The organism is Hippea jasoniae, assembly GCF_000744435.1.
Classification (GTDB): Bacteria; Campylobacterota_A; Desulfurellia; order Desulfurellales; family Hippeaceae; genus Hippea; species Hippea jasoniae.
The window spans coordinates 24,664-45,989 of record NZ_JQLX01000010.1; the positions used below are offsets into that span (position 1 = coordinate 24,664).

General features: G+C 37.1%; 18 protein-coding genes. 9 read left to right on the forward strand and 9 right to left on the reverse strand.

All coding sequences use genetic code 11. The annotated features are described in order from the left end of the window. The 9 genes from EK17_RS00870 (at position 1) to EK17_RS00910 (ending at position 12,854) form a co-directional block, all read left to right on the forward strand. Entirely contained in the window at positions 1–1,014 is a 1,014-nt protein-coding gene (locus EK17_RS00870; protein ID WP_035586678.1) for an ABC transporter substrate-binding protein, read from the forward strand. Next, the gene (locus tag EK17_RS08865) at positions 1,001–3,349 is read left to right on the forward strand and encodes an HD-GYP domain-containing protein (RefSeq protein WP_051904328.1); all 2,349 of its coding nucleotides are present in this window, start codon (positions 1,001–1,003) and stop codon (positions 3,347–3,349) included. The genes EK17_RS00870 and EK17_RS08865 overlap by 14 nt, the downstream gene beginning before the upstream one ends. 44 nt (positions 3,350–3,393) lie before the next feature. Next, the gene (gene rpiB, locus EK17_RS00880; protein ID WP_035586682.1) at positions 3,394–3,828 is read left to right on the forward strand and encodes a ribose 5-phosphate isomerase B; all 435 of its coding nucleotides are present in this window, start codon (positions 3,394–3,396) and stop codon (positions 3,826–3,828) included. Continuing rightward, a complete protein-coding gene (locus EK17_RS00885; RefSeq protein ID WP_035586683.1) occupies positions 3,825–5,063 on the forward strand; it encodes a serine hydroxymethyltransferase in 1,239 nt (412 codons plus the stop codon). Before rpiB ends, EK17_RS00885 begins: the two co-directional genes overlap by 4 nt. 89 nt (positions 5,064–5,152) lie before the next feature. Then, positions 5,153–7,246 carry a tetratricopeptide repeat protein gene (locus EK17_RS00890; RefSeq protein ID WP_035586684.1) on the forward strand — a complete coding sequence of 698 codons (2,094 nt, stop codon included), beginning with the start codon at positions 5,153–5,155 and terminating at the stop codon, positions 7,244–7,246. Beyond that, positions 7,243–8,352, forward strand: a complete 1,110-nt coding sequence (locus EK17_RS00895; RefSeq protein WP_035586686.1) for a sensor histidine kinase — start codon at positions 7,243–7,245, stop codon at positions 8,350–8,352. The genes EK17_RS00890 and EK17_RS00895 overlap by 4 nt, the downstream gene beginning before the upstream one ends. After that, positions 8,349–8,975 (forward strand): lysophospholipid acyltransferase family protein, encoded by a 627-nt coding sequence (locus tag EK17_RS08870; protein ID WP_051904329.1) that lies wholly within the window; start codon positions 8,349–8,351, stop codon positions 8,973–8,975. Before EK17_RS00895 ends, EK17_RS08870 begins: the two co-directional genes overlap by 4 nt. Further along, on the forward strand, positions 8,968–9,726 hold the full coding sequence (locus EK17_RS00905; protein ID WP_051904330.1) for a septal ring lytic transglycosylase RlpA family protein: 759 nt from the start codon (positions 8,968–8,970) through the stop codon (positions 9,724–9,726). The genes EK17_RS08870 and EK17_RS00905 overlap by 8 nt, the downstream gene beginning before the upstream one ends. After that, the gene (locus tag EK17_RS00910) at positions 9,723–12,854 is read left to right on the forward strand and encodes a DEAD/DEAH box helicase (protein WP_035586688.1); all 3,132 of its coding nucleotides are present in this window, start codon (positions 9,723–9,725) and stop codon (positions 12,852–12,854) included. Before EK17_RS00905 ends, EK17_RS00910 begins: the two co-directional genes overlap by 4 nt. 122 nt (positions 12,855–12,976) lie before the next feature. Here EK17_RS00910 and EK17_RS00915 read toward each other — a convergent pair whose 3' ends face one another. Genes EK17_RS00915 through EK17_RS00955 form a run of 9 tightly spaced genes read right to left on the reverse strand, consistent with a single transcriptional unit; the run spans position 12,977 to position 21,323 of the window. Continuing rightward, positions 12,977–14,218: a 3-deoxy-D-manno-octulosonic acid transferase gene (locus EK17_RS00915; RefSeq protein WP_156957491.1), complete on the reverse strand. Its 1,242-nt coding sequence runs from the start codon at positions 14,216–14,218 to the stop codon at positions 12,977–12,979. Continuing rightward, positions 14,163–15,899 carry an ABC transporter ATP-binding protein gene (locus EK17_RS00920; RefSeq protein WP_035586692.1) on the reverse strand — a complete coding sequence of 579 codons (1,737 nt, stop codon included), beginning with the start codon at positions 15,897–15,899 and terminating at the stop codon, positions 14,163–14,165. Before EK17_RS00920 ends, EK17_RS00915 begins: the two co-directional genes overlap by 56 nt. Further along, on the reverse strand, positions 15,896–16,876 hold the full coding sequence (lpxK, locus tag EK17_RS00925; protein ID WP_035586696.1) for a tetraacyldisaccharide 4'-kinase: 981 nt from the start codon (positions 16,874–16,876) through the stop codon (positions 15,896–15,898). Before lpxK ends, EK17_RS00920 begins: the two co-directional genes overlap by 4 nt. Further along, positions 16,866–17,453, reverse strand: coding sequence for a lysophospholipid acyltransferase family protein (locus tag EK17_RS00930; RefSeq protein WP_035586697.1), 588 nt, complete (start codon positions 17,451–17,453; stop codon positions 16,866–16,868). The genes lpxK and EK17_RS00930 overlap by 11 nt, the downstream gene beginning before the upstream one ends. Beyond that, positions 17,450–18,550 carry a lipid-A-disaccharide synthase gene (gene lpxB / locus EK17_RS00935; protein WP_035586698.1) on the reverse strand — a complete coding sequence of 367 codons (1,101 nt, stop codon included), beginning with the start codon at positions 18,548–18,550 and terminating at the stop codon, positions 17,450–17,452. Before lpxB ends, EK17_RS00930 begins: the two co-directional genes overlap by 4 nt. Beyond that, positions 18,547–19,326: an acyl-ACP--UDP-N-acetylglucosamine O-acyltransferase gene (gene lpxA, locus EK17_RS00940; RefSeq protein ID WP_035586701.1), complete on the reverse strand. Its 780-nt coding sequence runs from the start codon at positions 19,324–19,326 to the stop codon at positions 18,547–18,549. The genes lpxB and lpxA overlap by 4 nt, the downstream gene beginning before the upstream one ends. Beyond that, positions 19,326–19,790, reverse strand: a complete 465-nt coding sequence (fabZ, locus tag EK17_RS00945; RefSeq protein ID WP_035586702.1) for a 3-hydroxyacyl-ACP dehydratase FabZ — start codon at positions 19,788–19,790, stop codon at positions 19,326–19,328. Before fabZ ends, lpxA begins: the two co-directional genes overlap by 1 nt. Beyond that, entirely contained in the window at positions 19,768–20,811 is a 1,044-nt protein-coding gene (gene lpxD / locus EK17_RS00950) for a UDP-3-O-(3-hydroxymyristoyl)glucosamine N-acyltransferase (protein ID WP_035586705.1), read from the reverse strand. The genes fabZ and lpxD overlap by 23 nt, the downstream gene beginning before the upstream one ends. Next, complete coding sequence (locus tag EK17_RS00955) at positions 20,808–21,323, reverse strand: OmpH family outer membrane protein (protein WP_035586707.1); 516 nt, start codon at positions 21,321–21,323, stop codon at positions 20,808–20,810. Before EK17_RS00955 ends, lpxD begins: the two co-directional genes overlap by 4 nt. Positions 21,324–21,326 lie beyond the last annotated feature (3 nt).

The window sequence follows — 21,326 nt, forward strand, 5'->3', positions numbered from 1 at the left end:
ATGAAGCGGCTGTTGGTATTACTGTTTGTGTTACTGTTTTCTGTGAATAGCTTTGCAAAGGTGAGGATTTTTATCATTCAAAGCTACTCAAAAAACGATCTATGCGGTGTTCCTCAACTAAAGGGTTTTCTAAATGAGATGAGATATTACGGTTATAACGATAACAATACACTCTATAAGATTGTATTTTTAAAAACAAAAACCGTAAATATTACAAAAAAACAGCAGAGGGCTATAGCGGATAAGGTTTATAAGGAGATTTTAAACTTTAAACCTAACATTGTTGTTCTGTTTGATGATCCGGCCTTCAGGCTTTTTGCAAGGCGACTGCTGGGTAAGCCGTTTTATGTTGTATTTAGCGGCATAAATGTTCTGCCTTCGGTTTACAATAAAAAGTTGCATTTTATGAAAAACAGGATACCAACAGCCAATATTGTAGGTGTTTATGAAAAACTGCATATAGCAGAAAGCGTTGAATTTATGCAAAAAATCTTGGGTAATGGTAAGATTGCCGTTGTATCAAGTAAGGATTTAATAGGCAGAATCGTTAAAAATCAGATTATCTATGAATTAAAACAGGCTCATCTGTCGAATTTGTTTGTGTTTTTTGATGTTGATAGCGTCAATGAGCTTAAAAGAGCTCTTGAAAGAATCAACAAAGATAAATCTATTGTTGCATATATTTTAAACACACACTCTCTTTCTTTTAACGGCAAAAGGATTGATATTTTTCACATCATTCCTATTGCAATTAAAATTGCCAGAAAACCTGATATAGCTATTAATACAACATTTGCAAAAGCAGGGCTTTTTGGTGGTGTTGCGATTGATTTTAAAGCTATGGGCAGACAGGCTGCAGATATGGCTGTAAAACTACTAAATGAAACTGATATCAATAAATTAAAAATAGAGAATGCACAAAAAGCCCTGCTTGTTATAAACCTCAAAAGGGCAAAACAGTTAAACATAAAACTCCCTATAAGCGTTTTGAATGCGTTAGATGAAGCTTATTAAATATTTTGCCTTTTTAAGTATTATCCTTTCTGTGGTGTTTCTATACCTGGCCGTTGATAGACTATTGGATGAGGTATTTATTGCCGTTAGGCATTCCTCACAGCTACAGCTTGAAAAACAGTTAGGCAATGTCAAGCAACGGATGATAGAGGATTTGATTACAAACAAAAAAATGATGGATGCGGCTTTTGAGGGAGTGATTGATAAGGCGGTAATTACAAAAAGATTGAATAAATACCTGTTTGTTGCTCCAAAAGAGCTTATAAAAGGCATATATTTTGTTTCAGATAACTGGACGGTTTCGTTTTTGTATCCAAATTTTACCAGACCCATTGCATTAAACTCAGCGCCGATATCAGGCATAAAGCAGCTTAAAAGGGATATAGAGATAGCAAAAAGCTACTCTAAAAGCCTTTATTTTAACTCTACTTTTTATAACTTTAAAAAGCACAAAAACACCACTGCACTATTGCTTATAAAGCCTATTTTCTTCAAAGAGTATATTGGTAGCATTGTTGAGATTGTTGATATAAGCGGCAGACTTGCAGGAAACATCTCCTATTTAAAAGATTATGAGATTATTGTATCATCAGCACCTCTTAAACAATTAAGGTACAAAAATGCCCTGATAAGCAGCTCTGTGGTGTTTGTTGATTTTGCCGTTTTACATCTGTTTCTTGTTAAGCATTCCCCACTGTTATTTTTTGTAAAGGATAAACTTAAAAGGGCTGAGTTGATAATCATTACACTGATATTTGTAGCTCTTGGAATTGCCATAAGCGGTGCAGTTGTTGTTGCATTAAGAATAAAAAGGGAGAAAGAAAAAGAAATAGCACTGAAGAGATTAAATAAAAGATTGAAATTGATAAGCAATATTTTCTCAATCAAAGGTGAGTATATTACATCTCAAAATATTGAAGAAATCTTAAAAGCCATGAAGGATGTATTTAGTGCTGACCTTGCGGGTATCTTTTTAAAACAGAAAAATATCTATTATGCATACGATGGTAGTCTAAAAACAGAAAATTATATCAATATTGAAGGTTCTATCTCTGGCTTAAGCTGGAAAAAGAAAGAATCAATTATTCTCAACGATTACTATAGTTCACATCTCATAAGCAAAGAGGCAAAGTTAAAAAGTAAGCAAAAAAAGGCTATGTGTGCAACAATTGCGTATAACAATAGATATTTTGGTGTTATGTGTGTGGGCAGAAAATCTGATAATAACTTTAAAGAAGAGGATTTTAACTTTTTAAAGCTGCTTGGCACAATCATCGCTACAAATATTCACCATTCAACGATGATGGAAAATGTTATAGAAACGCTGTTGAATGCAATTGAGGCAAGGGATAAATACACGGAGGGTCACTCACGCAGGGTGGGTGAGTATGCACGGTTTATCGCATCTGTTATGGGCTTTGATGATGAGTTTCAGAAAAAGATTTATATGGCGGGGCTCTTTCACGATGTTGGAAAAATCGGCATCCCCGATGTAATTTTGCTCAAACCCACAAGGCTTTCCAAAAACGAGTATGAGATTATGAAGCTGCATGCCGTGTTTTCCTATGAAATACTTAAAAACTCTGAGATGCTTGCAGATGTTTTGGATGGTATAAGGGGTCATCATGAGCGCTTTGATGGCAAAGGCTACCCCGATGGACTGAAGGGTGAGGATATTCCTCTTTCTGCAAGAATTTTAGCAGTAGCTGATTCGTTTGATGCAATAACCACAACAAGACCGTATAAGTCGGCAATGATGCTTAAGCAGACCAAAGATGAACTTCTTAAAAACAGCGGCAGTCAGTTTGACCCTGAAATAATAGAAAAGATTTTGCCATACATTGAAGAGATGTACAACATGGGCAATCAGCTTAAAAAGCAAAGAAGCATTCTGCCAGATTATATCGATTCCTTAAGAAGGGATATGTTTTACAGGGATTGGTTTAGCGGCCTGTTTAGTATGGATAAACTCCACTTATTGATAGGCGATTTGATAGCCAGAGGGGTGAATTTTAGTGTGTGCAGGTTAGCGGTTGAGGATTATTATAAGGTGTGGTTTGAAAAATCAAAACGGGATGCAGATAGTATTATTCTTGCAGTGGCTGATATTTTGAAGGAAAGTGTGCCTGGTGAGGCTGCAAGAAGTGAGAATGTGTTTACCTTTATTGTGAAAGGTGTTGACAGTCCCCAACTGTTTGTAAAAACGCTTATAAGCACAATTCAGTCAAAGGTTGACTGCCATTTGAGTTTTGCGTGTATGAGATATCCTGAAGATGCTCACTCTGTTGAGGAAATCATATACAAACTGGATAGATTGTATAGAAAAGTATCTTGAGTTTTGATATAAAAGGGCAAACACTATCTAAGGGGTGAAAAAGGGTGGTTGTTATAGGTTCTGATCATGGCGGTTTTTTTCTAAAAGAGGAGATAAAGAGGTTTCTTGAGGAGTTAGGTGAAAGTTTTGAGGATGTGGGTACATTTTCTGCTGATTCTGTGGATTATCCAGATATTGCAAAAACCGTTGCTAAGAAGGTTGTTGAGAACAAAAGCATCGGGATTCTTATCTGCGGTACTGGTATCGGTATGAGTATTGCAGCAAATAAGGTTAAAGGTATAAGGTGTGCACTGTGTCATGATGCTTATACGGCTGAGTTTGCACGAAGGCACAATGATGCCAATATTATTGCATTTGGAGGCAGAACAACAGGTATTGAGATAGCAAAACAGATGGTAAAGATCTTTCTTTCGACGCCCTTTGATGGTGGTAGGCATCTAAGAAGAATAAATAAGATTACAGAATTGGAGGTATTATGAGCGTGTTAAAGGATTTTGATCCAGAGGTTTTTGAGGCTATAGAGAATGAGAAAAAGAGGGAAATGTACGGACTTGAGCTGATCGCCTCTGAGAATTTTGTTTCTGAAGCTGTGCTTGAGGCTCAAGGGTCTGTGATGACAAATAAATATGCAGAAGGATATCCCGGCAAGCGTTACTACGGTGGTTGTGAATATGTTGATATTGTGGAGAATCTTGCCATAGAGAGGGCAAAAAAGCTGTTTGGGGCTGAGCATGTCAATGTTCAGCCACACTCTGGTTCTCAAGCAAATATGGCTATCTATTTAGCCACGCTTCAGCCGGGCGATAGGCTGCTTGGCATGTCTTTGTCAAACGGTGGACACCTAACACATGGAGCGGGTGTAAACTTTTCCGGTAAACTGTTTATCAGTTTTGGCTACGGCGTAAATCCAGAAACCGGTTTAATCGATTATGATGAGGTTCAGGCGATTGCTGAGGAGTTTAAACCACGGCTGATCGTCTGTGGTGCAAGTGCCTATCCGCGCATTATCGATTTTAAAAAATTTAGAGAGATTGCAGATAGTGTTGATGCCTATCTGATGGCTGATATTGCCCATATTGCAGGGTTGGTTGCAGCTGGCATCCATCCAAGCCCCATTCCTTATTGTGAGTTTGTTACAACAACAACACATAAAACATTGAGGGGTCCTCGTGGTGGTATGATAATGACAAAGGAGTTTTTTGCAAAACCGATCGATAAGATGGTGTTTCCTGGAATGCAGGGCGGTCCGCTCATGCATGTTATAGCAGCAAAGGCCGTATGCTTTAAGGAAGCTTTAAGTGATGAGTTTAAGGAGTATCAAAAGCAGATTGTAAAAAATGCTAAAAAGCTCGCTGAAGTATTGATGGATAACGGTTTTAAGCTTGTTAGCGGTGGCACAGATACACATCTTATGCTTGTGGATTTAACCAACAAAAACATAACAGGCAAAGAAGCAGAAGAGGCACTGGGTAAAGTCGGTATAACGGTAAATAAAAACACCATTCCCGGTGAAACACGCTCACCCTTTATTACAAGCGGCATAAGGATTGGGACACCAGCTATTACAACACGCGGCATGAAGGAAAAGGAGATGGAAAAAATCGGTGAGCTAATTACAGAAACGCTCAACAACATCGGGGATGAAAAAAAATACTCAGCAATTAGGCAGGAGGTTAAAAAGCTCTGCGAAGAATTTATGTTTTATTCTGTCTGATTATTGCCATAGTTTTTTCAATTAACAGCTATGCCACAGAGATTTCACTATACAGCAAGGGTGGTGTATCTTATTTTAAGATCACAGATGTGCCGGATAATGCCACAATTTTTAAAAAGGGGCGTTATTTTGTTGTTAGAATAAAGGGAAAGATTGCAAAAAAGCAGATTCTTGGCTCAAATTTAGGTGATAGGTTTTTTAAAAGCCTATCAATAACAAATGCGGATAATGTTTCTCAGATTGTTATTGAGCTAAAAAAACCCTATATCCCTCAATATACACTGCAAAACGGTGATATTACCCTAAAACCGCAGCTACCCAGAAAACATAATGTTGAAAACCCAAAAAACGGTGTTCCTCAAAATCTTTTAGCGATTCCCTATTTTATATCCAAAACAACTTTTAAGACGACAAAAAAGATGCAGACAAGCTATGATGAATCGCTGTTTTTTAGCGGTGTTAAGGCGTTTTACATAAAAAACTATCAGCTTGCCGCTGCCTTCTTTAATGAAATTATCAAAAAATATCCGCAGAGTCATTTTTTCTTATCTGCGTATTTTCTACTGGGCGACTGCTACAAGAATATGAAGATGTATGACAAAGCCATTGCTATATACAACAGGGCTATCTCACTTTCACCCAAAAACGACACGGTTGCCCAAACCCTGTTTTCCATCGCCGATATCTATCAAACAAGAAAGATGTTTATTGCCGCACGGACTATTTATAAAAAAATCGAGAAGGATTTTGCATCCACGAAATGGGCATCAAAGGCAGCTTTTATGATCGGCTATAGCTACTTTATGGAGCACAACTGCAGGCTTGCTTTAAAACATCTTTTGCTTGTTGATAAATCAAACCCATACTACCCATTGAGCATGGTATTGTCGGCTGAGTGTTTTTATAAGAAAAAGGATTATGCGCGCGCTGTTTTAGCCTACTACTACATGTCAAAAAAGCTTCAGGAGATCGATGTTGATAATTATTACAAAGAGCTTGTTGATATCGGGGTGTCGCTGTGTGAGTTTGAGGATTACAAAGAGGCTGAAAATGTGTTCGGTTATGTTGAGCAGACACATGATAAAGAGATAAAGGCTTACTCCTATATCGGACGGATGCGGTGCGACTTGAAGAAAAACGATTTTGACGATCTAAAATTCAGAGGCGGCTGGATTCTATCCAATATAAAAGATGTTAAGCTTAAAAACCTTGCAAGAAAGCTGCTTGATGAGGGAAAGCTTAAAAAAGGCGATGTTGATAAAAAGACAATCGATGAGATTGTGGCAAAATATAAAAACGACCCCGAAATTGTTTCTCTTGCCCTGTATGTTTATGCAAGAAAGAATTACAGAAACAAAGACTATATAGATGCATTATCCTATCTTATAAAACTAAAAAAACAGTATCCAGAAAGCTCATACAACAAACTTGCACAACCCATGGCAGCCGATGCAATTAACAAACTGCTGGATGAGTTCTATAACCAGCCAGACCTTGAATTGGTTGAGAAGATTTATGATGCAGCTTTGAAACTGAAGCCACCAAAGGCAGACCTCTGCAGACTTGCCTGGGCTTTGGTGTTTTCGTTTAAAATCGGAGAGGTTGAAAAAATAATGCATTCGATTAAGGATCAGGAGTGTCAAAACGCCGTGGTTGCCAAGTTTTATGTGGAGATGGGTAACAACATCAAAGCATCGTCCATTGTTGATCAGCTGCAAAAAACAAAGCCGTATGTGTATTACATAAATATGATTTTTGGCGATATAAACTTCTTTGGCGGTGATTATAAAAAAGCCTATGAACTGTATAAGAAGGCTTCTGAGATTAAAGAAAAATTGATGGATGATTATCTGTCTTTGAGAATGGCAGAATGTCTCATTAACATTAAGAAGTTAAAAGATGCAGAAGTTATACTTTCATCTATTTCTGTTAGAATATATAGCGATAAGGTTGAGTTTTTTAAGGGTTATGTTGCATATCTTAAAGGAGACTACAAAAACTCCATAGCCATTTTGAAAAATCTCATAAATGTTATTCATTATCGCCAGAGGGCACTATTTTACATAGCTATGAGCTATATAAAGCTGAACGATAAAAAGCATGCCGTTGAGTATTTCAATAAACTCAAAGCTATCAACCCAAACAGTGAATATATAAACATTCTAAAGGCACTTCTACTATGAGTGATGATAAGCTAAAAAACCTGCAGGTTATGTTTGAGGCTGTTCTTGATACAAGCAAGAAACTGGAAAACTCATACAACGAGCTAAAAAGAAAATTTGAACTGCTTGAGGGTAAGCTTGAAAGCAACAGGCGTTATCTTGAGAATATTTTAAAAAGCATCGATACAGGTGTTGCATCGATTGATTTGGATGGAAGAATCGTAACATTTAACAGAAAGGCTGAAGAGGTTTTTGGTGTAGATGAGAGCTCTGTAAAAGGCAGACACTTTGGAGAGGTGTTTGCTATTAAAAGCTTGCTTGAACTAAACGGCTGCGGTATTGCAGAGTTTTTTAAAGACAACAAAAGGGTTGAGATTGAAACTAACTCGTCAAAAAAGATTTTGAGTGTTTCTGCAAACTGCGTAGAAGAGGAGGATGGCAAGATAAGCGGCGCGGTGATCGTGTTTTCTGATATAACACAGGTTGAAAAACTCAAAGAAGAAAACTACAAAAAGGAAAAGCTTGCAATAATTGGTCAGATGGCAGCCTCCATTGCCCACGACATAAAAAATCCTCTTGCAAGTATTGAGCTGCTTGTGCCGCTCCTTGATGATGGCACAAAGAAAGAGATTGTTGATAATATCATGATGAGTATAAAACGGATCAATAATATAGTGAACAACACATTGCTTTTTACAAAAACCGTTAACTATTCGCCAGAGCAGATCGATAGTATTAGCCTTGCACATGAGCTTGAGTTTGAGATCTATGCATCGATAAAAAATGCCGATGTAAAATTCAACAAAGAGGTTGAAAATTTTACCTTCGTTTCAGATAAAAACCTTCTAAAAAGCGCTCTGGTTAATATTCTTTCAAATGCTACAGATGCAGCAAAGACAACCGTTGAACTGAAGGTTTATAAAAAAGGTGATAGGGTGGTTTTTGAAATTATTGATGATGGTGAGGGAATTGAAGATATTTCCATGATCTTTGAGCCGTTTTACACTTCAAAGAAAAACGGCACAGGGCTGGGGCTTGCGATAGTTAGACAGGCTGTAGAGATATTAAACGGTGATATAGAGATTTCAACATCTAAAAGAGGTACATCTTTCAAAGTTTTGCTATGAAGGGTTTTTTTAACTATCTTAAGTTTTGCAGCTATAGTGTTTTCTATATTTTTAAGCATTACAACGCTTTAGACGATGAAACTGTTAGAAGATGGGCTTTTGAAGTTGTTAAAATGTTTAATATAGATGTGAAAGTTAAAGGTTTTATATATGATAAGCGATTTGTTTTGCTTCCCAATCATGAAAGTTATTTCGATATCATAGCTTTATATGTTGCCATTCCTCAAAAATTACACTGGCTTGCAAAAAAAGAGCTATTCGATATTCCTTTTCTTGGTAGGGCTTTAAAAAAGCTAAATGTAAGTGGAATAAACAGAAACGACCCTATTGATGCTGCAAAAGGACTGATAAGATTATTAAAGAATTTTGACGAAGGTGGTGTTGTGATTTTTCCTGAAGGCTCTCGTAGGAATAAGCAGCTTAAGGATGGAGGTGCGGTTGCTGCAAAAAAGAAAAAGCTTCCGATCTATCCTGTAAAGATTATCAACACCAATAAAGTAATGCCTGCAGGAAAACCTGTTTTATATTCGCATCCTGTTGAGGTAATAGTCTGTGAAAAAATCAAACCCGAACTTGATATAGATAAAATAAAACAAAAAGTTGAAGATTGCCTGTATGGTTAAAAAAGCCGCTGTTTTTCTTATAGCTTTATTGCTATTGTCCTCCTGTTCAATAAGAAGGGCGATAGTATCTAAGCCGTATTACTATCCCTATCCAGTTTTAAAAACCGTAAAGCCTGGCTATACGCAGTATGGTATAGCCTCATGGTATGGACCTAACTTTCATGGAAAAAGAACAGCCAACGGTGAGATTTACAATATGTATGCACATACTGCTGCAAGCAAGACATTGCCGTTTAACACACTTGTTAAGGTAATAAACCTTGATAACGGTCGCTCCACGGTTGTGAGAATAAACGACAGAGGACCTTTTGTCAAAGGTAGAATTATCGATTTATCATATGCGGCAGCAAAGGATTTGGGTATGATTCCTACAGGAACTGCAAGGGTGAAGCTGATTGTGCTTGGCAATAATTCTTATGCCAGTTCTAAAATAACCTACAGCAAACCAGAACAGCCCTCACTTAATCAGCTTGAGAGGATAACGATAGATACGCATTTAAATGAAGACCTCAACGGTTTTGACAACTATGCAATACAGCTTGGCGCATTCAGAAGTTTATACAATGCTATTAAGTTTAAAGATAGACTTATGCGATATATAAAGGGTATAAGAATTGTAAAAGCCGTTGTTAGAGGTGTTGAGCTCTACAGGGTTGTTGTGGGTAGTTTTGACTCAAAAGAAGCTGCCAGATCCTTTGGGTATAAATATATCCTGCCTTATGTTGGGAAGTTTTATATAATTTCGCAATGAATTTAACAGAGCTTGCATATAGATTATCGTTTATAAACAGAAAAGCTATAGTGATTTTAAGGGATAATGTTGAGATCGACAGAGTAAAGGCGAAATTGGATTTTTTCGATGCGCTGTTTTCAAAAAAGAGACAGAAGGGCTTGTTTTATTCCTACGAAATACCACCCCACTGCAGTGTAAAGCCTGACGAGTTTATAGTATCCAATCGTCTGAAGGCAATTTATACGCTTCTAAGTGGCCCTGATAATAGCATCGTTTTTACGAATATTAACGCCCTTATTCAGCCTGTGATTGGTGGCGATGAGTTTATCGATAAGATGTTTGAGATAAGGAAGGGTGAGATTATTGATATAGAACAGCTTCAAAAAAAACTCATTAATGCTGGCTTTATACAAACAGATAGCGTTGAATACTACGGTGAATTTTCAAAAAAGGGATTTGTGGTTGACCTATTCAGTCCGTTTTACAATAAACCCGCAAGAATTGAGTTTTTTGATGATGAGGTTGAGCGGATAACCCTATTTTTTGCAGAAAACTACAGAACATTTAAAGAGCTTGAAAGCCTGATTGTATTACCAGCAAAAGAGTATAGCTATAAAGAGGATGAGTTTGGCTATGCACTGCTTGGCGTTAAAAACCATCTACTTGATTATCCAACAGAGGAGTTTGAGTTTTATTCAAATGTAGAGCAGGATGATGTTGAATCACTCTTTAGGCTTGCAGAGCTTTACAATCAGGAAGGACTGTTTGAAAAAAAAGAAAGAGTTAGTGCTTTTTTTGAAAAGGTTAAGCATTTTGAGTTGGGATATAAAAAACTTTTTGTTGAGAATGAAGATATAGCTGAAAAGATTGAAAGGATAAAAAGAGCGGGCAAAAACAACAGGGTTGTGGTTGCATGTGGCTCAGATTTAAGGGTTGAAAGGGTTGCAGGCTTTTTAAAGGGCAGACAGGTTGAGTATAAAACCCTACACAGCTCACCTTTTGAGCTGCCACCAGGCGTATATTTAAGCAGGCTTGGCATAGATGAGGGGCTTGTTGATGAAAAGAATAGATTTGTGGTTGTGGGGTTTGGTGAGCTGTTTGGTGCTGTTCTGGGTATATCGCCTGTTAGGGTTAAAAGAAAAAAGCCTACTGAAGTAGATTTTGAGGCAAATGATAAAGTTGTTCATAAAAGGTATGGAATAGCTGTTTTTAACGGATTAACAAAAATCGATGTGGATGGCAGTAAAGAGGAGTTTTTTGAGCTTGAGTTTGAGGGTGGCGATAAGATCTATCTGCCTGTTTACAACGCAGATATGTTATATCCCTACAGAGGTAGTGAGCCTGTTAGCTCTCTAAGAAACAACCGCTGGGCAGTAAAGCAGGAGAATATTAAAAAGTCGATTAAGAAGATACTGTCTGAGCTTGTAAATGCTTATGCAAAAAGAAAACTTATAAAAAGGGAGCCTTTCAATGTAGGTCTGTTTGAGATAGAGGAATTTGAGGCAATGTTTGAATACGACGAAACAGCCGATCAGCTAAAGGCTATTGAGGATATAAAAAACGATATGTCCAAAGAATCGCCCATGGATAGATTGATCTGTGGAGATGTTTCATTTGGCAAGACCGAAGTAGCGATGAGAGCTATTGCAATCTGCGTATTTAACCTAAGGCAGGCGGTTTTGATGGTGCCAACTACGATTTTGTCTTTACAGCATTACAAAACACTGACGCAGAGGTTTAAGAATTTTCCCGTAAATATCGCCCTTTTAAACAGGTTTACAACGAAAAAAGAAAGGGAAAAGATACTAAAAGGGCTAAAAGATGGCACGATCGATATATTGATTGCAACACACTCTGTTTATTCAAAGGATGTTGAGTTTTTAAATTTAGGGCTTGTTGTTGTTGATGAGGAGCACAGGTTTGGTGTAAAGGTAAAAGAACACTTAAAAACACTCTATCCCCATGTTGATATGCTTTATTTGAGTGCAACGCCTATCCCAAGAACTCTGAATATGTCTTTAAACGGCATTTTAGATATAAGTGTTATAAAAACACCACCGCTTGAGAGAAAACCGATTGAAACAATTATCTCAAAAAGAAAACTTGAGGTGATAAGGGATGCTGTTTTGAGGGAGATTTCCCGAGAGGGCAGGGTGTATTTTGTTCACAATGCCATTGAAGATATAGAGGAGGTAAAAGAGCAGCTTGATAGGCTTCTGCCGTTTGTAAAAAAGGAAATTGTGCATGCTAAAATGCCAAAGGGCAAAATCAAAGATGTGTTTGAGCGTTTCAACAAAGGAGAATTTGAACTGCTTATCGCCACATCGATTATTGAATCGGGTCTGGATATAAAGGCTGTTGATACGATTATTATAGATGATGCTGATAGATTTGGTTTATCGGATCTATATCAACTCAGGGGACGGGTGGGTAGAGGTGATAGGGTATCTTATGCATATCTGCTCTATGAGGGAAAAATCTCAGAGAATGCAAAAAAGAGGCTAAAGTATATATCGGAATTCATTGAAAGAGGTGTTGGCTTTAATCTTGCCTTAAAAGATGCAGAGATCAGGGGCTACGGCAACATATTGGGTAAAGATCAATCGGGAAAGATTAAATCGATTGGATACTCTACCTATCTTTCGTTGATTGAGGAGGCTATCAGAGAGGTAAAAAAGCAGCCTTTAGAAAGGGAGATTGAGATAAAACATTCATTCGATGCGTATATTCCCGATGAGTTTGCATCGCAGGAAAAAAAGGTTGAAATCTACAAGCGTTTGTCAGCAGTCAGGGATGAGGAGGAGCTTGAACAGTTAAAGAATGAGTTGACAGATAGATTTGGTAAACTCATAAAACCCGTTGAAAACCTGATTTTGATAACGCTTTTAAAGATCAAAGCAAAGCGAGCGTTTGTTAAAAAACTACTGCTTTCAAAGAAAGGCGTTGCCGTTGAGTTTTATGTTGATGCCGATATTGATACGGATATGCTCATTAAAGAGGTTCATGAAAAGCTTGGTCGGTTTGAATCTGAAACGGTTGTGTCGTTTAAGCTATTGGGAAATAATTTGGGTGTTATAGCTGATAAGTTAATAGAGTTTTTTGAGAGAATAACAAAACAGGGGGCAAGGCGGGATGCCTTGCCGTAGGGCTCTTTAATAAGAACAGGGGGGAGGCCCCACTTAAGGGGGAGTGAGGCGACTGGAAACCTTCCAATCTTTGATTGTATTTTGCATTAAATCTTTATTAAAGTCAAGTAAAAAAGTATTGTTTAATTTTGATTAGAAGCTTTTTTTGTATTAAATAGATGACAGTTTAATATATATTGCAATCCATCGATGAACTTTAAGTAGCTCTCATTGTTTGTTTGTTGGATTTTTATGCAGTTTTCTATTTGCTCTAAATAAGGCTCTTTTGCCTGACAGATGAGGTTCAGCTGTTTTAGATAATCTACATCCTCAAAAAAACTTTCCATATAAGGTCCACAGATTACGGTATTTTTGTAAATAGCAGGCTCAATCGGATTATGGCCTTTCAGTGATGGATAGAAACTACCTCCAATGATAGTAACCTTGCTAATTGCATAAATTTTTTCAAGTTCCCCTAAAGTATCAAGTAAAAGCAGATTTTTTGCTGAATTATTGGAAGTGCGCAGGCTGAATTCTATTTTATTCTTTTTCAGTCTATCTATGAATTGATGGGCGAGATTTATATGTCTTGGTGCAAGAACAATAAAGTATTCATTTTTGAAGCGTTCGATAATTGAGATAGCTAAATCTATCTCTTCTACATGAAAGCTTGCAAGTGTTAGAATGGGTTTTTCTGAGTGGATTTTAAATGTTTTTAGAAGAGCAGATTTATCAAATTTTAGTGGTTTTTTGAATCGCTTTATGTTGCCGCAAACAATAACTCTATCACTGAAATATCTATATCGTTTTGCATCTGTGATAGATTTTGCAACAATGAGGTCAAACCTTTGAATTATAGGTTTAAAAAGAAAACAGAAGCGTTTGTAGTGTTTAAATGTAGAGCTACTCATACGTGCATTTAACAGTATAAGTTTGGTGCCTCTTTTTTTTAAATAAGCTATGTAGGATGGCCATATCTCAGTTTCAAAAAATATGGCAAGTGATGGGGTATGCTTAAACAGTTTTTTGTAAAGTAATAAGAGGTCTATGGGCATAATAACGGTTTTTTTATCTTCTGCAGCCTTAAAGCCTGTATCTGTAAATGCACTGAATATGAGTGGTTTTTTTAACTCTTGTTTTATTTTGTCAGATACAGCGATCAATGTTTTTAGCTCACCGAAGCTTGAGCCGTGAAGAAGAATGTAGTCAGACTCCTCTATTGGTTTTGGAAAAAACCTTTCTTTTAATTTAAACCTCAGTCGCCTGTCTGTTAGTGATTTTAAAAGGATTAAGGGCAGGGCTAAAATTAATAGAATCAGGATAATAAAATTATAGATCCAGACCATCTGAAACCTGAAGCCTGTAGAGTTTTCTGTAGTACTCACATCTATCTAAAAGCTCGTTGTGTTTGCCTTTATCTAATATTGTGCCGTTTTTTACAACCACTATCATATCGGCATTTACGGCTGTTGAGATTCTGTGTGCTGCCATCAAGACGGTTCTGTTTTTCATCAGGTTGTTTAGGGCTTTTTGAACGATCTGCTCGCTTTCTAAATCCAGTGCGCTTGTTGCCTCATCTAAAATCAATATGTCGGGGTCTTTCACAATTGCCCTTGCTATGGCAATTCTTTGAGCCTCTCCCCCTGATAGTATCACGCCCTGCTCACCAAGATTTGTGTCGTAGCCTTCCTTTAATTTCATGATAAAATCGTGAGCATAAGCATCTTTAGCCGCTTTAATAATCTCCTCGTCTGATAGATTTTCCCTTCCGTATGCTATGTTTTCTTTTACGCTTCTGTTAAACAACAACACGCGCTGTGAGACAATGGCTATTCTTCTGCGCAGGCTTTTTAGGTCAAATTCTTTAATATCTATATCATCAAACAGGATTTTGCCCTTTGTGGGATCGTAAAATCGCGGTATAAGCTCAAGGATTGTTGATTTACCTCCGCCGCTTTCACCAACAAAAGCCACAACACTTTTTGCTTTAATTAAAAGATTTATATCCTTCAAAGCATAGTTTTCGTCGTTTGAGTATGAGAAATAGACATGATCAAATACAATTTTTTCTTTTATGCCCTCAAATGGTCTGCTGCCCTGATATTTTTCCTTCTCCATGTCAATGATTTCAAAGATCCTTTCAACAGAGGCAAGCGATGTGTTGATTTCGTTATTTGCCTTTGCAACGGTTTTGAAGGGTTTATAAAGCATGAATAGGGCTGCCATAAATGAAAAAAATCCACCAACGCTGAGCATGCCTTTGAAAACAATCCATCCGCCCACCCAGATCAAGATGCCTATGCCAACTGAGCCTATAAACTCCATAAGCGGGCTTGTTGCTTCATCGATTTTGATAGCCTCGAGTTTTATATTTAAAAACCTGTCGCTTTCCTTTAAAAATCTATGAACCTCTTTTACTTCTGTTGCAAATGCCTTAATAAGGCGAATATTGGTTAAAGCTTCCTGAATAATCGTTGTTATGTTTGCTATAGAAATCTGTCTTTTTTTACCGATTCTTTTCATTTTACGGCCAAAATGGATAACAGGATATGCAGCAATAGGGAAAACAACCGTCGCAATGAATGCTAATTTGTAGTTGTTAACATACAAAACAACAAGAAGACCCAGTATCGTAAAAATCTCTCTTATTGTATTTGGTATGACATTGGCGATTGAGTTTTGCATCTGCTCTGTATCGTTTAGAAGGCGAGACATGATTTCGCCTGTATGGAATTTATCAAAAAACTTTGTTGGCAGATAAATGATGTGATCAAATAACTGATTTCTGATGTTAAACAGAATCTTTTCTGCTATGTAGTGGGTTTGGTAGCCCTGAAGATATGTAAACAGACCCTTGAAAAAGTATGTTGCCATAATGGCAACAGGCAGAAGCATAAGCATTTTTTTGTTTTTTGATATAAAAATATCGTCTAACGCTGGTTTTATCAGGTATGCTGCAAGACCGGATAATGCACCAACCAAAACCATGCATACAAAGGCAAACAGGAGTCTTTTGTAGTAGGGTTTTAAGTATAAAATCATCCGTTTAAATATTTCTTTTTTCATGCAATAGCCTCTATGATAGCGTCTATATTTTCTATTTTGAGTTCTATATCAATAAAACCTATATTGAGTTTCTCCTCTTCCAATTTCACAAAATCCTTGTAGGTTGTTATGAGTAGCTTTTCTTGCGCTATAGATTTTAGCTGCTCTATATCTTTAAGCGTATAAAAATGGTGGTCTTCAAACTCCTCAAAATAAACCACATTTGCCCCTAATTTTTTTAGTGTGAGAAGAAAAGATTGTGGATCTGCTATGCCGCAGAAGGCAACCACCTCTTTATCTTTTATATCAATCGGTTTTAGATTTCTATCAAAAACGCCTTTTATCTTAATTTTTGCCTCAAGGCAGTCTAACTGTGGTTGAATTTTTTGATCTGTTTTATTAACACATATCGTAAAGTTGCACCGCTTCAGGGCAAGCTTTGAGTCTCTGATAAGACCCGCTGGCAGATAAAATCCATCCTCGAAGGGTTTGTCTGCCTTTAGAAGGCATATCTCAACGTCCTTTTTTATTGTCCTTAGATGCAGGGCATCATCAAGGATAACGAATTTTGCATTTAATGCTAAGGCAAGCTCTATAGCTGCTGTGCGGTTTTTTGATGCAATAACACTGCAGGGTACCTTTTTTGCAATCATGTAGGATTCATCGTTTACTTCCGGTGGTTTTTTGAATATATTACCATCAAGGCTTACAAGCATCACCCTTTTTTCTTTCAGTGGATAGTTGTTTGTGATTATACATACGCGCCCAAATCGCTTGAGCTTTTTTGCAAGTTCAATAACAAACGGTGTTTTGCCGACGCCTCCTACTGCTATGTTGCCCACGCCTATAACTTTAATATTTTTGAATTCCCGTTTTTTTGTATGTATGTGAGAAAAATAGAGTTCTTTTGCATTAACTATTGCCCCATAACCCAAAGAGAAGGGAATTAGAACAGGTTTTAGGTATTTCTGGAGCTGTTTTGCCTTTTTAAGGTCCATCAAGTGCCTCTTCAAGTAGTTTTCTTTTTTTATCAAACTCACCCTTTTTTTCTACATAGATGGGGTCTTTAAAAATAAATTTTACTTTTGAAAATGGTTTTGGGATAATCATTTTATCCCAGCTATTTATCCTTATAAAGCTTGAAAACTCACCGCTTACAGGAATTATAGGTGATTTTGTTAAATATGCTATTTCTAAAACCCCTCCCTTTAGTGTTTTTGGGGGGCCTTTTGGCCCGTCAGGCGTTATTGCTATGTTAAAACCGTTTTTTAATTCTTTAATCATCAATTTTAACGCCTTTACAGGTTCCCGACTGCTTGAGCCCCAGATTGTTCTTAGGCCAAATCTATTTATAATCATACTTGCAAGCTGCCCATCTTTATGTGGACTTTGGAGCACTTTAAGTGTTCTTTTTCTTTTGTATGCAAACGGCAAAAATAGAATTATCTCATGCCAGAATGCAAAAACCACAGGTTCTTTTGCCTCTTTTGATAACTGTGTTTCCTCTATTTCGATTTTTAGCGTTTTTGCATAGAGTTTTAATATCGTATAGATAAGCCATGCTTTAAATTTCATAGGATTTCTACAATCGCTTTAGCTATTTTTGGGGTTATTGGATACTCACCAAGTGCCGTAGAAATGTTTTTTAGGTTTTCCTGCATCTTTTTGTATGCAGATTTGTCGTGGTAAATTTCAAAGAAAGCATCTGCAATATTATGCTCGTTAAATTCATCCTGCAGAAGCTCCTTTACGATCGGTTTGTTTAGGATTAGGTTGGGAAGTGAGATAAACTTTATGTTTTTTATAAGCATTTTTCCAACTCTATAGCTTATATTGCTTACCCTGTATGCAACAACCATCGGTAATCCAAACAGTGCTGCTTCAAGTGTTGTTGTGCCGCTTTTTAGAATACCAAAGTATGCCTTATCCATCCAGATATGAGGATCGCGTTTGATATTTACGAATTCATATTTTTCTGTTAGATGTTTTATGTTTTCTGTATTTAGATGCTCTGGATAAACCCATACAAAATCAAACCTGTCTGTCTGTTTTTTTATAATCTCAGCAGCCTTAAGCATCACTTCTGCATGAAACAAAATCTCGCTGTTTCGTGAGCCAGGCATAATGAGGATCACATTTTCCTTTTTGTGTTTGCCTACTTTTTCATAAAGCAGGTCCACCAATGGATGGCCAAAGTAAGCGATTTTGTTTTTATCTATATTGTTGAGATTTAAAAAACATCGCTCAAACGGCAGTATCGGTATAATAAGGTCAGTGTATAAATCAAGCTTTTTTGTTCTATATCTGCGCCATGCCCACACCTGCGGTGTTATGTAATAAACAACCTTTGCACCCAATTTTTTTGAGAATTTAGCAATCGGCATATTGAACTCTGGAAAGTCTATCAATATAACAAGTTTTATGTTTTTTTCCTTTATCGTCTTTTTGACAGTATGCTGAAGTTTTAAGGCTTCTTTTAAAACATTTTTTGCCTCTTTTATGCCTATTACTGAAATATTGGTGTAATCCCCTACCTTTGTTGTCTTGTTTGAAATAATATATGAACATACGCTGTAAAAATTAATATCGGATGCAATTTTTTTTATGTGATCTATAAGAAGGGATGCGTAATTTTCTGCTGAGCGTTCACCAGTTATAATAATTGCGTTCATCTATCCCTGCAGAAACCCCTGCTTGAGGCTTTCAAGAACTCTATCATGTGAATAACATTGACAGAAGGGCTGTTTTTTAGCTTTTCGTAGGCCTCTTGAAATGTGAGTTTACTTTTAAAAATGGTTTTGTATGCCTCTTTCAATCGCTCGATCTCTTCATGTGAAAAACCGTTTCTTTTTAAGCCTATAAGGTTTAATCCATGCAGCGTGGCTCTGTTTCCGTTTGCAAGACAAAAGGGAGCTACATCGAGAGCAACACCGCTCATTCCACCAATCATGGCAAACTTGCCTATGCGAACGAATTGATGGATGGCGCTCATACCTCCTATAACGGCGTTATCTTCCACAACAACATGACCCGCAAACTGAACGGCATTGGCTATTATGACGCTATTGCCTATTATGCAATCATGGGCTATATGCACATATGCCATAATCAATGTGTTGCTGCCGATTTTTGTTATGCCTCCACCACCTTTTGTGCCTCTGTTGATCATACAGAATTCTCTGATTGTTGTATTGTCGCCTATTATAAGCTGGCTGAATTCACCTTTGAATTTCAGATCCTGAGGTATTGTGCCAACTACAGCCGATGGAAATATCCTGCAGTTTTTTCCGATTTTTGTATATGAGCCTATATATGCATTTGCTTCAATTGTGGTATTATCGCCGATGACAACCTGGCTTTTTATATTAACATTGGGGCCTATTTTTACATTTTCACCCAACTCGACATTGTCTTCTATAATAGCCGTTGGATGGATTTGGATGCCCATTAGCCATTCTCCTTTTCTCTATCAACCTTTGCTGCCATTTTTGCCTCAGCTGCCAATTTTCCATCAACAAAGGCTTTGCCTTCAAGTTTCCATACATCCAGCTTGTGTTTTAGAATTCTTACCTCCATAATGAGTTGATCGCCAGGAATAACGGGTTTTCTGAACCTTGCCTTTTCAATCTCTAAAAAATACACCATTCGTTTGCCGTTTATTGAGCGTTTAAACTCCTCCTCATCCATAGACAGAAAAGCTAAAATACCGCCGCTTTGTGCCATAGCCTCAACGATTAACACGCCAGGCATTACAGATGTCTGGGGAAAATGACCCATAAAAAACGGTTCGTTGATTGTAACATTTTTAAGTGTTTTTATGTAGTTGCCCTTTTCATATTCCAAAACCCTATCCACAAGCAAAAAGGGAAACCTATGGGGTAGTATTTCTTTAATCTTTTCTATCGATAGCATCCTTTAGCTCCTCTATGGTTTTTGAAAGTTCTTTAATTTTTTTATACATTTCGTATAGTTTTGGCATAATTGCCGATGACTTTAGCCACAAGTTGTGATCGTATGCAGGAATTCCGCTGTAGATGCCTGCCTTTTTTATGCTTGTGCCTATGCCCGATTTTGCCGTAATGATAGTGTTATCGGCAATTTTTAGATGACCTGCAATGCCTGTCTGACCTGCTAATATTACATTGTTGCCTATTTTTGTTGAGCCAGAAATACCGGTTTGAGCAATAATTATGGAGTTTTCGCCGATCTCAACATTGTGTGCTATCTGAACCAGGTTATCGATCTTTGTGCCCTTTTTGATAATGGTGCTTTCAAGTGCTGCTCTATCAATTGTGACGTTGGCTCCTATCTCCACATCGTCCTCTATTACGACATTACCGATTTGCGGTATTTTTAAATGCCTGCCTTCTTGCGTTTTGGCATAACCGAAGCCATCGCTACCTATTACGCTGCCTGCATGAATGATAACATTATTACCCACAACGCAGTTTTCTCTTATAACAACATTAGGGTAGATTAGGCAATTATCTTTTATTACTACATTATCGCCAATATACACAAACGGCATGATGCGTGTATGCTTGCCGATTTTCACATTATTTCCTATAACAACATACTCTTCTATATGCGCCGTTTCGTCTATAGATGAATTTTCGCCTATTATGTCTGTTTTATCTATCTTTGGGGAAGGTGGTTTTGGTAGATAGAAGTGACGCAAAAGCACAGCAAAGGCAAGATATGGGTCATCGCATATAACTAAGTTGAGATTTTTGTATTTATCTGGATCTATAGATTTTGGAGCAATGATACAGCCGGCTTTAGTGGTTTTTAGATATTTTTCATATTTTGGATTTGAAAGAAAAGAGAGTGTATTTTTTTGAGCTTTCTCTATCGGCGCCAGGCTGTCTATATCGACTTCAAATCGTTTTATGTAGCTACAGTTTAGTAGCTTTGCAATCTCTTCTATCTTCATTTTTTCTTGGTTTTTGAATTATCCATCTCTTTTATAATTGTTTGGGTGATATCTAAAGCGTCGTTCCAGTAAACTACATTGCCCTGGCTTATTTCAAAAACTGCATCAATTTTATGTTTCTGTGCGTATGTTTTAATAAGTTTTATAGCTCTTGATAGAATCTTGTTTGTTTCCTGAATTTCTTTCTGCCTTACCTCTTCTGATGCATTTGCCTGATATTGCTGCAAGAGGTTTAATTTTGTGTAATATTCTTTCTGGAGTTTGTCTTTCTCCTTTTTTGGTAGTTTTGAATTTTTAAGTTTAGCGGCAAGTTTTTTTAGTGTCTCTGTTTTGTTTTTGATAACTATTTTTTTGGCTTCTATTAGTGTCTGTATGGTTTGTTTTGCTTCTTTGCCTTCTTTGCTTTCCTGTAAAATCTTTTGTAGGTTTACCACAGCTATTGTTGATGCAAATGCGTTGTAGGAAATAGCCACCACGAATAATGCCACTAATGCAATAGTAAGTTTTTTCATAAA